Here is a 14,813-nt window from a genome sequence, read left to right on the forward strand (position 1 = left end):
CACAGCCGTTGCCTAGCATTCGCTGGCCACCGATCGTATCCTCGGATTTCCCCAGCCCGTAGCGTGCCCCATGCACTCGCTGCTTCCGACCGACACACCCAAGGATCTGCCCACGCTGCTCGCTGGCCTGAAACTGATCGCGCCGTTGCTCGATGCCATGCCGGACGTGGTGTTCTTCATCAAGGACATGGACGCCCGCTACAGCCTGGCCAACCAGACACTCGCCGAGCGCTGCGGGCATAGCGATCCGGATGCCCTGATTGGCCTGACCGCCGAGCAGGTGTTTCCAACCGGCTTCGGCGCGCAATACACCGACCAGGACCGCCGGGTGCTCCGTCAGGGGCTGCGTCTGCAGGATCAGCTTGAACTACATCTGTATCCGGCCCGCCAGCCAGGCTGGTGCATGACGCACAAACTGGCTCTGCGCAACCCGGAGGGCATGATCATCGGCATGGCCGGGGTCTCCATCGACCTGCAGGCACCCGAAGCCGGCAATCCGGCCTACCTCAAGCTCGCGGCGGTGGATGCCTATATCCGCGCGAACCATTGCGCGCCCATCAGGCTGTCCGAACTCACGGCCATCGCCGGGCTGTCTGTGGCGCAACTGGAGCGGCTGTGCAAACGAGTATTCCGCCTCACTCCTCGGCAAATGATTCATAAGGTCCGTTTGGACGCTGCAACCGAGCTGCTCGATGGCGAGTTACCTATCACTGAGATTGCGTTGCGTTGTGGTTACGCCGATCACAGCGCATTCAGCCGTCAGTTCCGCGCGCTGACCGGACTGTCACCCAGCGCCTATCGAAACGCCCTACCCACCCATCATCGGGCAGCTAGGTAACGCGCTGCTCCCATTTGTAGCAGGCACGACCCAAATGCACCGACCCTGAAAACCCGACGAACGGTCATTTCATCGCCGCCGACTGCCTCTCTTCCTGAGCACCGCTCTAGCCCGCGCCCTGCGGCAGGCTGGCTCATCCTCCCGTCGCGCTTTAGCTTACCGGCACGGCTATTGCTATGCGGATAACGTATACGAAATCTCGAAACAGCTGCTTGAATCAATTGGACGATCAACCGCATCGACGAGGAAAGTATGAAGAAAACCATAACTATGGCCGTTAGCGCTCTGCTTGCCGCCTCCATGACTTCCATCGCACAGGCTGACAAGCTCGACGACATCATCGGCTCGGGCAAGCTGCGCTGTGCCGTTACCCTCGATTTCCCACCCATGGGATTTCGTGACGAGAGTAACAAGCCGGCCGGCTTCGACGTCGATTATTGCAACGATCTGGCCAAGGTCCTCGGCGTAGAACCGGAGGTGGTCGAAACGCCCTTTCCGGATCGAATCCCCGCCCTCATCTCGGGCCGTGCGGACGTTATCGTCGCCTCCACTTCCGACACCCTCGAGCGCGCCAAGACAGTTGGCATGAGCATCCCCTACTTCGCTTTCAACATGGTGGTGCTGACGCGTGAAGACACCGGCATCGATAACTATGACGACCTCAAGGGGCGTCCGGTCGGCAACACCAGCGGCACCTTTGAAGCCATCGCGCTGGAGAAGGATGTCGACAAATGGGGCGAAGGCAGCTTCCGCGCCTATCAGTCCCAGAACGACACCATTCTCGCCGTCGCCCAGGGCCATGTGGACGCCACCGTGGTCACCAACACGGTGGCCGCATCCACCATCAAGTCGGGCAAGTACAAAGGACTGAAGATTGCCGGCGATGCGCCTTACGTTATCGACTACGTGTCTCTGGCTGCCAAGCGCAGCGAGTACGGCCTGATGAATTATCTGAACCTGTTCGTCAACCAACAGGTGCGCTCCGGACGCTACGCCGAGCTGTATGAGAAGTGGGTGGGTGGCAAGCCAGTCGATCTGACCGTTCCTGGCGTCTACTACTGATCGGCGCGTAACGATGCTTCGTAGTGATCATGCCGTCGCCCCACACCAGCCTGCGCTCAGCTTTTTGGGTCGCAGCCTGGTTCCGGGCAGCGCTCAGGCTGCGCTGCTGCATACGGACGTCGGTCTGAGCTTCTGGGGTGGGGTCGATCCGTTCAGCGGGGAGGTGATCGATCGTCACCACCCGCTCAGCGGTCAGGTCATCGCAGGAAAGGTGTTGGCGATCCCCAGCGGACGCGGCTCCTGCACAGGTAGCAGCGTTCTGCTGGAGCTGATCCTCAACGACCATGCACCGGCCGCCCTGGTTTTCGCTGATCACGAGGAGATTCTCACCCTCGGCGTGCTGGTCGCGGAGCAGCTGTTCGACCGGTCGCTACCGGTGGCATGCATCGATCAAACGGCCTTCGCGGCCCTGCGCGACGCCCGCTACCTACGAATCGAAAACGGTCTGGTGCAAGCCTTCGCCGAGCTGCCGAGTGATGGCCGGCGAGCCTCGGACGACACCGCCGTGACCGGCTGTTCGCCTACGCAAATCGAGCTGACTCAACAGGACCGCGCCATGCTCGACGGCGAGCAGGGCAAAGCCACCCAGGCGGCGATGCAGATCCTCCTGCGTATGGCCGAACTCCAGGGCGCGCATGCGCTGATGGATATCACCCAGGCGCATATCGATGGGTGCATCTACACCGGGCCGGCGAGCCTCAGGTTCGCTCGCCAGCTGGCCGACTGGGGCGGACGGGTGAAGGTGCCGACCACGCTCAATTCAATTTCGGTGGACCAGCGGCACTGGCGCCAGATGGGCGTCGCCGCCGCTTTCGGTGAGCCCGCCAGCCAATTGGCCGACGCCTATGTCGAGATGGGCGCCAGCGCCAGCTTCACTTGCGCGCCCTACCTGCTCGACAGCGCGCCGCACGTTGGCGAACAGATCGTCTGGGCGGAATCCAACGCCGTGGTGTATGCCAACAGCGTGTTGGGTGCCCGCACCTTGAAATACCCGGACTTCCTGGATATCTGCATCGCCCTGACCGGTCGCGCGCCCCTGACCGGTTGCCATCTGGACGATCAGCGCCACGCGACGCTGCGCATCGACCTGCCACCGCTGCAACACCTGGACGACGCCTTCTACCCGCTGCTCGGCTATCACGTTGGCTTGCTCTGCGGCAGCGAGATTCCGGTGATCTGCGGGCTCGAACAAACCGCTCCGACACTCGACGACCTCAAGGCCTTCGGCGCCGCGTTTGCTACGACTTCGGCGGCAGCTATGTTTCATATCGTCGGCGTCACGCCGGAAGCGCCGACGGTCGAGGCTGCCCTGGGCGGGCAGACGCCAGGCCGCACCTTGCAGGTCGAACGCGCTGATCTACTCGACAGCTGGCGCGAGCTGGATAGCGGTGAATCGGCAGACGTCGAACTGATCAGCCTGGGTAACCCGCATTTTTCGCTAAGCGAATTCGCCTATCTGGCGCATCTCTGTGAAGGCAAGGTGAAGCACCCTGATGTCTCCGTGCTGGTTACCTGCGGTCGGGAGATTCAACGTCAGGCCCGCGAAGCCGGTTATCTACCCGCTCTCGAGCGATTCGGCGTGCAGATCATCACCGATACCTGCTGGTGCATGATCGAAGAGCCGGTTATCCCTCGGACAGCCCGCACCCTGATGACCAATTCCGGCAAATATGCCCATTACGCGCCCGGCCTGGTTGGCCGGCAGGTGCGCTTCGGCAATCTTGCCGAATGCGTAGAAACCGCGTGCAGCGGCCAGGCCAGCGGGCGCCTGCCGCGCTGGCTGGCGGCTGCTGGAACTGAAGGAGCGCGCTGAGCGATGTTCGATTACACCTTCCACTGGCGCCCCGCCTTTCGTGCATTGCCGGACATGCTCGCCGGCGCCGTGGTCACTTTCGAAACCGCCGCCCTGTCGATGATCTTTGGCGTGCTCATCGCGTTGACGTTGACGGCGATGCGCGAAACCCGCAACCCGCTGCTCAACGGCATCGGTGGTGTCTGGGTTTCAGTGGCGCGTAATACGCCATCGCTGTTCCAGATCTACGCCCTGTACTTCGGCCTCGGTGCCTTCGGCTGGCATATCAGCTCATGGGCGGCGCTGCTCGCGGGCATTACCTTCAACAATGCCGGCTATCTGGCGGAGAACTTCCGTGGCGGACTCAAGGCCGTGCCGGACACGCAGATGCGCGCCGCCCGCTCGCTAGGCATGAGCGCGCTCCAGGCGTACCGACTGATCGTCATTCCACAGCTGCTGCGCATCGTCTTCCACCCCCTTTCCAACCAGATGGTCTGGGCCGTGCTGATGACGTCGCTGGGCGTGATCGTCGGCCTGAACAACGACCTCACCGGCGTGACTCAGGACTACAACGTCAAGACCTTCCGCACCTTCGAATACTTCGCCCTGGCGGCGGTGATCTATTACCTGATCGCCAAGCTGATCGTAGCGGTGGCCCGGCTGATGGCCTGGCGGCTGTTCCGCTATTGAGGATCCGAGCATGTTTTCTACCAGCCTAACCTCGACCGATCTGCTGTTCCTGCTCAAAGGCGCCGGTGTCACCTTGATGCTGACCTTCTGGGCGATGGTGCTGGGCACCGTCGCCGGTATCGTCTTCGGCGTGATTCGCGCTTTGTTTCCTCGGGCGAGCCTGCCGCTGGCCTGGTTTCTGGACATCTTTCGCAGCGTGCCATTGCTGATCCAGTTCGTCCTGTTCAACGCACTGAAGAGCATCGTCGGCCTGGATTGGAGCGCGTTCACCGTCGGCTGCGTAGTGCTTGGCGTCTACGCCGCGGCCTTCTTCACCGAAGTGGTGCGCGGCGGCGTGTTAGCGGTGCCGGGCAGCCTGCGCCTGGCCAGCCGCTCGCTGGGCCTGACTTACTGGCAGGACCTGCGCTACATCGTCTTGCCGGTCGCGACCCGGGTCGCCTTTCCGGGCTGGGTCAATCTGGTGCTGTCGGTAATGAAGGACACCGCGCTAGTGATGTGGATCGGCATCATCGAGTTGCTGCGCGCCTCGCAGACCATCGTCACGCGTATTCAGGAGCCGCTGCTGGTGCTGTGCATCGCAGGGCTCATCTACTACGTCATGAGCCTGGTGGTGGCCCGCCTGGGCGCCCGGCTGGAAAAAAGGTGGCAGCAATGATTGAGATCGACAAGGTGCATAAATCCTTCGGCGAGCTCGAGGTGATCAAGGGCGTCGACCTGACCGTGAACAAGGGTGAGGTGGTGTCGATCATCGGTGGCTCGGGTTCGGGTAAGTCGACCTTGCTGATGTGCATCAACGGCCTGGAATCGATCAAGAGCGGTTCGATTCGCGTCGATGGCACCGAAGTGCATGCCAAGGGCACCGACATCAACAAACTGCGGCAGAAGATCGGCATCGTGTTTCAGCAGTGGAATGCCTTTCCGCATCTGACGGTGCTGGAGAACGTGATGCTGGCACCGCGCAAGGTACTCGGCAAAAGCCGCGCCGAAGCCGAAGAACTGGCTGTGAAACAGCTGACCCATGTAGGGCTGGCCGACAAGCTCAAGGTATTCCCCAGCAAGCTTTCAGGTGGCCAGCAGCAGCGCATGGCGATCGCCCGTGCGCTGGCCATGTCCCCGGAATACATGCTGTTCGACGAGGCCACCTCGGCACTCGATCCGCAGCTGGTCGGCGAAGTGCTCGATACCATGCGTCTGCTGGCCGACGACGGCATGACAATGGTGTTGGTGACCCACGAAATGGGCTTTGCCCGCGAGGTGTCCGACCGCGTCGCGTTCTTCCGCAACGGCCTGATACATGAGATCGGCACTCCCGATCAGGTCATCAGTAATCCGCAGAAGCCGGAAACTGCGGATTTTCTCAAGTCAGTGATCTAGGGCCAAGCCATGCGATCGAGCAAAGTCATCCATGTAGTCAGCTGCCACGCCGAGGGCGAGGTGGGTGACGTCATCGTCGGCGGCGTCGCCCCGCCGCCCGGCGATACGCTGTGGGAACAATCGCGATGGATCGCCCGTGACCAAACCCTGCGCAATTTCATGCTCAACGAGCCACGCGGCGGCGTGTTCCGCCATGTGAACCTGCTGGTGCCGGCCAAGGACCCACGGGCGCAGATGGGCTGGATCATCATGGAGCCGGCCGACACGCCACCAATGTCCGGTTCCAATTCGCTGTGCGTTTCCACCGTGCTGCTGGACAGCGGCATCCTGCCGATGACCGAGCCGGAAACCCGGCTGACACTCGAAGCACCGGGTGGCCTGATCGAAGCCGTCGCGCAGTGCCGGAACGGCAAGGTCGAGCGGGTCGAGGTGAAGAACGTGCCGTCCTTCGTCGACAAGCTCGACGTCTGGATCGAAGTTGAAGGGCTGGGGTCGCTGCAGGTGGACACAGCCTACGGCGGCGACAGTTTCGTCATCGTCGATGCCAGGCGTCTGGGCTTTTCCCTGAGCGCCGACGAAGCCGCCGATCTGGTAGCGACCGGCTTGAAGATCACCCAGACCGCCAATCAGCAGCTGGGCTTCGTCCACCCGACCAATCCGGACTGGGCACATATCTCCTTCTGCCAGATCGCCGCGCCGGTCGAACGCATCGACGGCGTGCTCACGGCCGCCAACGCCGTGGTGATTCGCCCCGGCAAGATCGACCGTTCCCCCTGCGGCACCGGCTGTTCGGCTCGGATGGCGGTGCTGCACGCGAAAGGTCAGCTGGGAGTCGGCGAGCGCTTCGTCGGCCGCTCAATCATCGGTTCGCAATTTCATTGCCGGATCGACAGCCTGACCGAGCTCGCCGGGCGGCCCGCGATCGTGCCGTGCCTGTCCGGCCGGGCCTGGATCACCGGTACCCATCAACACCTGTTGGACCCGAGCGACCCCTGGCCAGAGGGCTACCGGCTTTCGGATACCTGGCCGGTGGAATTGAAGATCTGATTCAACAGCCGTCGGCCACAAGCCGGCGGCACATGCAACACGGCCAAGCCACGGCCGGATTCACACTGCACCCAGGACCAAGCCGGGCGAGGACAGCCCAAACGCAACGTATACGAAATACATTTGGAGGCTTTTCATGAGCAAACGAGTTAACTGGAGCGGCGTATTCCCCGCCGTTACCACGCAATTCAACGACGACTTTTCCATCAACCTGGAAGAAACGCACAAGGTCATTTCCAACGTCATCCGCGACGGCGTCTCCGGGCTGGTGGTGTGCGGCTCGGTCGGCGAGAACACCTCGCTGAGCGCAGAAGAGAAAATAGCCGTCACGGAAGTTGCCGTGGACGCTTCGGGAGGTCGCGTGCCGGTGATCTGCGGCGTCGCCGAGTTCACCAGCGTGGAGGCGGCCAAGGTGGCCAATGCGGTGAAGAGGGCCGGCGTCGATGGTGTGATGCTGATGCCGGCGCTGGTCTACGGCTCCAAGCCGTTCGAGACCGCCGAGCACTATCGCTATGTGGCCAGGCATGCCGACGTGTCGCTGATGGTCTACAACAACCCGCCCATCTACAAAAACGATGTCACCCCGGACATCCTCATCTCGCTGGCCGATTGCGACAACGTGGTCTGCTTCAAAGACTCCTCCGGCGATACCCGCCGCTTCATCGACGTGCGCAACGAAGTCGGCGACCGCTTCGTACTGTTCGCCGGACTCGACGACGTAGTGCTGGAAAGCATCGCCGTGGGCGCCGAGGGCTGGGTCTCCGGGATGTCCAACGTGTTCCCGAAGGAAGGCGAGACCATCTTCCGCCTGGCCAAGGCCGGCCGTTTTGCCGAAGCCATGCCGATCTACGAATGGCTGATGCCGATCCTGCACCTCGACGCGCGCGCGGATCTGGTGCAATGCATCAAGCTCTGTGAGGCCATCGCCGGCCGTGGCAGTGCACTGACCCGCCCACCGCGCCTGGCCCTGCCGGACGCCGACCGGGTGTACGTCGAGCAGATCATGGCCAAGGCCATGGCCAACCGACCGGAACTGCCTGACGTAGGACTATGAACCGGACCGGACGGACCGGAGCCAAGCCCGGCACGCTCCCTTTCGTCCAACTGCCGCCGCTTGCTCGCGCCGCACCTGCGGCCGGGCGCCTGATTCGCACGAGAGGTTTCGCCATGCAACTGAAAAAAACCAATCTGTTCGCCGCACTCGGCCTGGCTCTTGTCTGCGCCAGTACGCAGGCCGCCGAGACTTACACGGTGCCAACCTCGGTCCCTGAAGGCAGCTTCTTCTTCGAGAACTTTCTGGTGCGTTTCGCCAAGAACGCTGACCTGCTCACCGACGGTGAAGTGAAGATTCGTCCTGTCGGCGCCGGCGTAATCGTGCCGGCCCTGCAAGTGTTCGAATCGGTACAGAACGGCGTGCTCCAGGCCGGTCACTCCACCTCCACTTACCTGGTCAATCAGGACCCGCTCAACAACGTGTTCGCCAGCTATCCCGGCGGCATGTCCGGCGAGGAAACGCTGTCCTGGCTGTACGAGGGCAACGGCCTGAAATACCTGCAGGAATACCGCGAGAAGGAGATGGGCCTGCACTCGATGGTAGTCGGCGTCGGCAGCACGGAAATCCTCGCCCACTCGAACAAGAAGATCGAGAAGCTGGAAGACTTCAAGGGCGTTAAGTACCGCACCGCCGGCGCCTGGGCAGAAGTGGTCAAACAGGTCGGCGCCTCGCCGACCGTAGTGCCGCCGGGCGAGATCTACACCTTGCTACAGCGCAAGGGCGTGGACGCCGTGGAATGGGCGACACCGGGAGCCAACCTCACCGAGGGCTTTCATGAGGTCGCGCCGTACATTCTCACGCCCGGCGTGCACCAGCCTTCCTTCGTCTGGGAATTCTTCATGACCAACGAGACCTGGGACGCGCTGGACAAGGACATCCAAGACAAGCTCGAAGCGGCGGCCAAGCTGACCACCATGCAGAGCTACCTTCATTTCCTCGATGCGGATATGAAGGCCATGCAGACCTATAAGGATGCAGGCATTGAGATCCTCCAGCTCGAACCCGCCGCGATCGAGGACCTCGCCAAGCGTGGCAATCAGCTGGTCACCTCGCAGATCGAGGCACGTAAGCCAGGCAAGACCGACGCCAAGGCGATCCTCAAGGATTACCAGGATTACATGCAGCGCTGGTCCGATAACTCGTCCTACCTGTACCGCCACTAGCAGCGCAGCCGGCCGCCCCGTGACGGCCGGCCTGGAGGTTCGATGAAACGCAACTATTTCGAATGGCCGGCCACCGCCTTGCTCTGGGTGGCAGCCGCAATGGCCGTGTTATTGGTCCTGGCGATGATCCTCGAAGTGTTCTCGCGTTACGTGCTGAACGCACCGACGCTCTGGGCCTTCGACATTTCCTACATGCTCAACGGCGCCATGTTCATCCTCGGTTGCGCCTATGCGCTGAAAGTCGATGCTCATGTGCGTATCGATTTCCTCGCCACGCGGCTCAAGCCGGCCGTCCAGCGCTGGCTCAACGGCACCTTCTACCTGCTGTTATTCGCACCCATCCTCGGCGCGCTGACCTGGACCACCGGCAAGCGCGCCTGGCACGCCTTCGTCATTGGCGAGGTCGAGCACGTCAGCCCCTGGGCGCCGCTGATCTGGCCTTTCTACAGCGCGCTGGCGATCGGCCTGGCGGCGCTGACTCTGCAGGTGCTGGTCGACGCATATCGCTACTTCACCAACCAGAAGCAGCCCAGCGGGGGATCGCCGGAATGATGGATTACGTGCCGCTGTTGATGTTCGCACTGCTGTTTGTCTTCATCTTTGTCGGAATACCGGTCTCCTTCTCGCTGATCACGGTGTCGGCGCTGTTCGGCCTGCTTCTGTTCGGCGAAAACATCTTCCAGCAAATGTTCGGCTCGCTGTTGCAGGCCTCGACCAACTTCTCCCTCTCGGCGATCCCGCTGTTCGTGCTGATGGGCGCGATCCTCGAGCGAAGCGGCCTGGCCCGCCGGCTGTACGAAGCGCTGCAACTCTGGCTGGGCGGTTTTTCCGGCGGACTGGCGATGTCGACCATGCTGATGTGCGGCATTTTCGCCGCCAGCTCGGGCATCGTCGGCGCGGTGGAAATCGTCGTCGGCATGATGGCCATCCCGGCCATGAGCAAATACCACTACGACCGCTCGCTGATTGCCGGCACCATCTGCGCCGGCGGCTCGCTCGGCACCATCATTCCACCCTCGGTGATCGTCGTGGTGTATGCCTCGATGGCGCAGCTGTCGATCGGACAGTTGTTCGCCGCGACGTTGATCCCGGGCATGTTGATGCTGGTGCTGTTCCTGCTCTACATCGGTATACGTTGCTGGGTCACGCCTTCGCTGGCGCCTGCCGTACCGGAAATGCAGGCCACGCCGTTGACGGAAAAACTGACGATCACACTCAAGGCGCTGATCCCGCCGTTCCTGCTGATCTTCGCCGTGCTCGGCTCAATGCTCGCCGGCGTCGCATCGCCCACCGAATCGGCCGCCGTCGGCGCGTTCGGCGCGGCGCTGCTGGCGCTGTGTTTCCGCGAGCTGAGCGTGAGGCGTCTGGCCGAGGCACTGGTCTCTACCATCACCATCACGGCGATGATCATGCTCATCGTCACGGGCGGCACCATGTTCACCGCAATCTTCGCCGCCAGCGGCGGGGGATGGAGGCTCGCCGAGTTCATGACCGAGCTGGAACTGAGCCCCTATCTGCTGATCCTGGCGTTGATGTTCATCGTCCTGATCGCCGGTATGGTGCTGGACTGGATTTCCATCGTGCTGATTTTCGTGCCGGTCTTCATGCCGCTGGTAAAGATGGCCGGGGTCGACCCGATCTGGTTTGCGGTGATGTTCATGGTGGTGATCCAGACGTCATATCTGACGCCGCCGATGGCACCTTCGATCTTCTACCTCCGATCAATCGCACCGCCGGAGATGAGCTACGGTGACATGTACCGTGGGGTCCTGCCCTTCATCGCCATCCAGCTGCTGTTGTTCGTGATCATTCTCGCCCTGCCAGGGATCGCCACCTGGCTGCCTCAGCAACTTTTCTGAGCCTGTCATTCCTGTGGAATTCGTTAGGAGGAGAACGCATGGCCCGCTTATCACTCGATGAAGTACGCGATCTTGCGCAACGCATCCTGCGCCAGTACGGATTCGCCGAACCCTATGTCGTGGCGGTCGCAGAAAGCATGGTCGCGGCGGAGCGCGATGAGTGCAAATCCCACGGTATTTACCGTCTTCTGGGGTGCATTGCCACGCTTAAGGCCGGCAAGGCGATACCCGATGCGGTGCCTGAGGTAGTCGACCATGCGCCATCCATCGTGCGGGTGGACGCCAGGGGTGGCTTCGCCCAGGTGCCATTTCAGGCCGGGCTGCCGCTGCTGTTGAACAAGGCTCGGCAACAAGGCATCGCGCTGCTCGCCATCAGTCATTGCGTGCACTTCTCGGCACTCTGGTCGGAGATGGAGACGCTGACCGCCGCCGGCCTGGTGGCGCTGGCCTGCACGCCGAGCCACGCCTGGGTCGCGCCCGCCGGTGGCAGCAAACCGGTGTTCGGCACCAATCCGATTGCCTTCGGATGGCCGCGCGCAGGGAAACTGCCATTCATATTCGATTTCGCCACCAGTGCCGTTGCGCGTGGCGAAATCGAGCTGCATCGCCGAGCGGACAAACCAATCCCCGAGGGCTGGGGCATAGACGCAGACGGCAAGCCAACCACCGAGGCTGCGCAGGCGCTCAACGGCGCCATGCTGACGTTCGGTGGCCATAAGGGCTCAGCGTTAGCGGCCATGGTCGAACTGCTCGCCGGGCCGCTGATCGGCGACATGACCAGCAGCGAGTCGCTAGCCTTCGACGCAGGCACGAAGTCAGCGCCCTATGGGGGTGAACTGATCATCGTGATCGATCCCAAGCGCATGCTCGGGGAGGCCGCTGACGAGCACCTCGCGCGCGCCGAGACAATGTTCGAATCGATCCAGGGCCAGGGCGCACGGCTGCCGTCACAGCGGCGCTACGAGGCACGTGAGCGGACGCTACGCGACGGCGTGGACATTCCCGATGCGCTGCATGCCGACCTCGTGGCGCTATTGGAACAACCCGCATGAACCGTCGCAGAGTGCGGCGTCGATCAAACCGGTGCGCGGTCGTTAGCGACACTCAGGCGAGGGCGGCAGTAGCGGGCTAGCAACCATAACGTCCGGAAACTCCATCAGCTGCGCATGCAATTGCCGTTGCTCGTCATAGCTTTCGATCGCGCGGCGGAAGTACATGCGGCGCTCGTCCTGCTGTTTGCGGCGGGCACGGGCATCGAGATTGACGTAGTTGTACTGGGCCATGCTGTTCTCCCGAGAAAGGTACTGGGAGAGCCAGCATCGACGTTTTGGGTGACGCTATGGCGTCAGGCTGATGACGCTGCGATGACGATCAACGTGGCGCGGCGAAGGCGCTCAATCTTCGTGAGGTTTCACCGATTTGGGTGACAGACGCAAGCTGCGCAGGCTGCGCTTAACGCTCTTGAGGTGATTTACCAAACTCGGCCCACGCGCCATGGCGACGCCCATCGCCAGCACGTCGATAACCACCAGATGGGCGATACGCGAGGTCAACGGGGTGTAGATTTCAGTATCTTCCTGGACGTCGATGGCCAGGTTGATAGTCGCGAGTTCCGCCAGTGGCGTTTGGCTTGGGCAGAGGGTGATCAGCGTGGCGCCGGATTCACGCACCACGTTGGCGGTGATCAGCAAATCCTTGGAGCGCCCCGACTGGGAGATGCAGATCGCCACGTCGGTGGGTTTCAGCGTGACCGCCGACATCGCTTGCATATGCGGATCGGAATAGGCCGCCGCGCTGAGCAGTAGCCGGAAGAACTTGTGCTGGGCATCGGTCGCCACCGCGCCGGAGGCACCGAATCCGTAGAACTCCACCCGCTCGGCCTTGGCCATGGCCGCGACGGCGCGTTCCAGGGCATCCGAGTCCAGCCGTTCGCGCACATCCATCAAGGTATGCAGGGTCGTGTCGAAGATTTTCAGCGCGAAATCGGTGATCGAATCATTTTCGCTGATGGCGAACTGGCCGAAGCTAGCGCCGGCGGCGAGACTCTGCGCCAGTTTCAGCTTTAGATCTTGAAACCCCAGGCAACCAATGGCGCGACAGAAGCGCACGATAGTCGGCTCGCTGACACCAACTACGTGGGCCAGGTCGGCCATGGAGCTGTGCATCACGGCAGCTGGATCGAGGAGCACATGGTCGGCGACTTTTAGCTCCGACTTGCGTAGCGAACTTCTCGATTGAGCGATGTGTTGCAGCAGGTTCACGTTCCGGACTCGCTATGATCAATAGCTGGCAAGAGTGGTCGAACGCTGCGGGTGCGCTCGCATCCGTCTTGCCGGCTGGCTGTAGTGGGCTTGTAGTTATACTACATGGCTCGCCGCATCGCCCACCTTTGAGTCTGTTCACCTTCTAGGAGTGACGCTGTGTCCATTTCCTGCGACATGCTGGTATTTGGCGGTACCGGCGATCTGGCGCTACGCAAACTCATCCCCGCGCTGTATCACCTGCACCGCGAAGGCCGACTGCACGAAGACGTTCGCATCCTCGCCCTCGCTCGTCAGGACATCGATCGCAATGCCTACCTGACCTTGGTCGAGCGCCACTGCCGTGCCGAAGTCGCACGAAGCGATTTCGAACCTACCGTCTGGCAGGCGTTCAGCCAGCGTCTCGATTACTTCGCCATGGATGCGGTCCAGCGCGGCGAATTTGTCCGTTTGGCGCACCACCTCGGCCAGGCTGAAGGACGCGTGCGGGTGCATTACCTGGCAACCGCACCCAATCTGTTCGAACCCATCGCCTCGAACCTGGAAAGCGCAGGACTCGCCGGCGAGAACGCACGCATCGTGTTGGAAAAGCCCATCGGCCATTCGCTGGATTCGGCGCTGGAGATCAACGAAGCGATAGGCGCGGTATTCCCCGAGTCTCGGATCTATCGGATCGACCATTACCTGGGCAAGGAAACCGTGCAGAACCTCATGGCGCTGCGCTTTGCCAACGCACTGTTCGAACCGATCTGGCGCAGCAGCCATATCGACCACGTGCAGATCACCGTCGCCGAGACGCTCGGTGTGGAGAATCGCGGCAGCTACTACGACCACGCCGGCGCCATGCGCGACATGCTGCAGAATCATCTGTTGCAGCTGCTCTGCCTGGTGGCGATGGAGGCACCGGTGCGCTTCGATGCCAAGTCGGTGCGCGGCGAGAAGGTCAAAGTACTGGAGGCGCTCAAGCCGATCACCGGCAACGACGTACAGGACAAGACCGTGCGCGGCCAGTACGGCGCCGGGCAGATCGGCGGCCATGATGTACAGGCGTATTACTTCGAGAACGACGTCGACAATGACAGCGACACCGAAACCTTCGTTGCGGTGAAGGCTGAAGTCGACAACTGGCGCTGGGCCGGTGTGCCCTTTTACCTACGCACCGGCAAACGCATGGCGAAGAAACGCTCGGAGATCATCATCTCCTTCAAGTCGGTGCCGCACATGCTGTTCCAGAAGGGCGAAACCAATCGCCTGGTGATAAGCCTGCAGCCGGAAGAGAGTATCAGCTTGCAGCTGATGGCCAAGGCACCCGGCAAGGGCATGCAGCTGGAGCCTGTGGAGCTGGACCTGAACCTGGCACACGCATTCAACCGTACGCGCCGCTGGGAGGCCTACGAGCGGCTGCTGCTGGACGTAATCGAAGGCGATTCGACGCTTTTCATGCGCCGCGACGAGGTAGAGGCGGCCTGGAATTGGGTCGACCCGATCCTGCGCGGCTGGCAGAGCCATTACCGCAAACCACGACCTTATCCGGCCGGAACCGATGGCCCGGAACAGGCACGTCAGCTGATCGAGCATCAAGGTCGCCAGTGGTGGCGCTGAGCCATCCGCATGCAGCCAATCGCGGCGCCCGAGGCGGATTCCTTGTGACCGAGCTAGAGCGGCTCGTATCA

The 14,813-nt window shown here is 62.1% G+C and carries 15 protein-coding genes; 13 read left to right on the top strand and 2 right to left on the bottom strand.

Annotation, left to right across the window (positions count from 1 at the left end):
- Positions 1 to 70: 70 nt before the first annotated feature.
- The 12 genes from D7241_RS10470 to D7241_RS10525 all read left to right on the top strand — a co-directional run bounded on the left by D7241_RS10470 (position 71) and on the right by D7241_RS10525 (position 11,931).
- A complete protein-coding gene (locus tag D7241_RS10470; protein ID WP_408101469.1) occupies positions 71 to 838 on the top strand; it encodes a helix-turn-helix domain-containing protein in 768 nt (255 codons plus the stop codon).
- 252 nt (positions 839 to 1,090) lie between these two features.
- Positions 1,091 to 1,900 carry a transporter substrate-binding domain-containing protein gene (locus D7241_RS10475; protein WP_408101470.1) on the top strand — a complete coding sequence of 270 codons (810 nt, stop codon included), beginning with the start codon at positions 1,091 to 1,093 and terminating at the stop codon, positions 1,898 to 1,900.
- 13 nt (positions 1,901 to 1,913) lie between these two features.
- Positions 1,914 to 3,713 carry an aconitase X gene (locus tag D7241_RS10480; RefSeq protein ID WP_408101471.1) on the top strand — a complete coding sequence of 600 codons (1,800 nt, stop codon included), beginning with the start codon at positions 1,914 to 1,916 and terminating at the stop codon, positions 3,711 to 3,713.
- 3 nt (positions 3,714 to 3,716) lie between these two features.
- Positions 3,717 to 4,382, top strand: a complete 666-nt coding sequence (locus D7241_RS10485) for an amino acid ABC transporter permease (RefSeq protein ID WP_408101472.1) — start codon at positions 3,717 to 3,719, stop codon at positions 4,380 to 4,382.
- A gap of 10 nt (positions 4,383 to 4,392) precedes the next feature.
- A complete protein-coding gene (locus D7241_RS10490) occupies positions 4,393 to 5,037 on the top strand; it encodes an amino acid ABC transporter permease (protein WP_408101473.1) in 645 nt (214 codons plus the stop codon).
- Positions 5,034 to 5,756 (top strand): amino acid ABC transporter ATP-binding protein, encoded by a 723-nt coding sequence (locus D7241_RS10495; RefSeq protein WP_408101474.1) that lies wholly within the window; start codon positions 5,034 to 5,036, stop codon positions 5,754 to 5,756. The genes D7241_RS10490 and D7241_RS10495 overlap by 4 nt, the downstream gene beginning before the upstream one ends.
- A gap of 9 nt (positions 5,757 to 5,765) precedes the next feature.
- Positions 5,766 to 6,803, top strand: coding sequence for a trans-3-hydroxy-L-proline dehydratase (locus D7241_RS10500; protein ID WP_408101475.1), 1,038 nt, complete (start codon positions 5,766 to 5,768; stop codon positions 6,801 to 6,803).
- 136 nt (positions 6,804 to 6,939) lie between these two features.
- Positions 6,940 to 7,857: a dihydrodipicolinate synthase family protein gene (locus tag D7241_RS10505; RefSeq protein WP_408101476.1), complete on the top strand. Its 918-nt coding sequence runs from the start codon at positions 6,940 to 6,942 to the stop codon at positions 7,855 to 7,857.
- A 113-nt stretch (positions 7,858 to 7,970) separates the two neighbouring features.
- On the top strand, positions 7,971 to 9,020 hold the full coding sequence (gene dctP / locus D7241_RS10510) for a TRAP transporter substrate-binding protein DctP (protein ID WP_408101477.1): 1,050 nt from the start codon (positions 7,971 to 7,973) through the stop codon (positions 9,018 to 9,020).
- Positions 9,021 to 9,062: 42 nt separating this feature from the next.
- The gene (locus D7241_RS10515; protein ID WP_408101478.1) at positions 9,063 to 9,572 is read left to right on the top strand and encodes a TRAP transporter small permease subunit; all 510 of its coding nucleotides are present in this window, start codon (positions 9,063 to 9,065) and stop codon (positions 9,570 to 9,572) included.
- Complete coding sequence (locus tag D7241_RS10520; RefSeq protein ID WP_408101479.1) at positions 9,569 to 10,879, top strand: TRAP transporter large permease subunit; 1,311 nt, start codon at positions 9,569 to 9,571, stop codon at positions 10,877 to 10,879. Before D7241_RS10515 ends, D7241_RS10520 begins: the two co-directional genes overlap by 4 nt.
- 38 nt (positions 10,880 to 10,917) lie before the next feature.
- Complete coding sequence (locus D7241_RS10525) at positions 10,918 to 11,931, top strand: Ldh family oxidoreductase (protein ID WP_408101480.1); 1,014 nt, start codon at positions 10,918 to 10,920, stop codon at positions 11,929 to 11,931.
- A 42-nt stretch (positions 11,932 to 11,973) separates the two neighbouring features.
- Here D7241_RS10525 and D7241_RS10530 read toward each other — a convergent pair whose 3' ends face one another.
- Together D7241_RS10530 and hexR are read right to left on the bottom strand one after the other, a co-directional pair.
- Positions 11,974 to 12,162: a PA3496 family putative envelope integrity protein gene (locus tag D7241_RS10530; protein WP_408101481.1), complete on the bottom strand. Its 189-nt coding sequence runs from the start codon at positions 12,160 to 12,162 to the stop codon at positions 11,974 to 11,976.
- Positions 12,163 to 12,273: 111 nt separating this feature from the next.
- Positions 12,274 to 13,140, bottom strand: coding sequence for a transcriptional regulator HexR (hexR, locus tag D7241_RS10535; protein ID WP_408101482.1), 867 nt, complete (start codon positions 13,138 to 13,140; stop codon positions 12,274 to 12,276).
- A 159-nt stretch (positions 13,141 to 13,299) separates the two neighbouring features.
- Here hexR and zwf point away from each other — a divergent pair, with 159 nt between their 5' ends.
- The gene (zwf, locus tag D7241_RS10540) at positions 13,300 to 14,742 is read left to right on the top strand and encodes a glucose-6-phosphate dehydrogenase (RefSeq protein WP_408101483.1); all 1,443 of its coding nucleotides are present in this window, start codon (positions 13,300 to 13,302) and stop codon (positions 14,740 to 14,742) included.
- The last annotated feature ends 71 nt before the right edge of the window (positions 14,743 to 14,813 follow it).

The sequence above is a fragment of the Stutzerimonas sp. VN223-3 genome (assembly GCF_045999685.1).
In the GTDB taxonomy this organism is placed as follows: Bacteria; Pseudomonadota; Gammaproteobacteria; order Pseudomonadales; family Pseudomonadaceae; genus Stutzerimonas; species Stutzerimonas stutzeri_AR.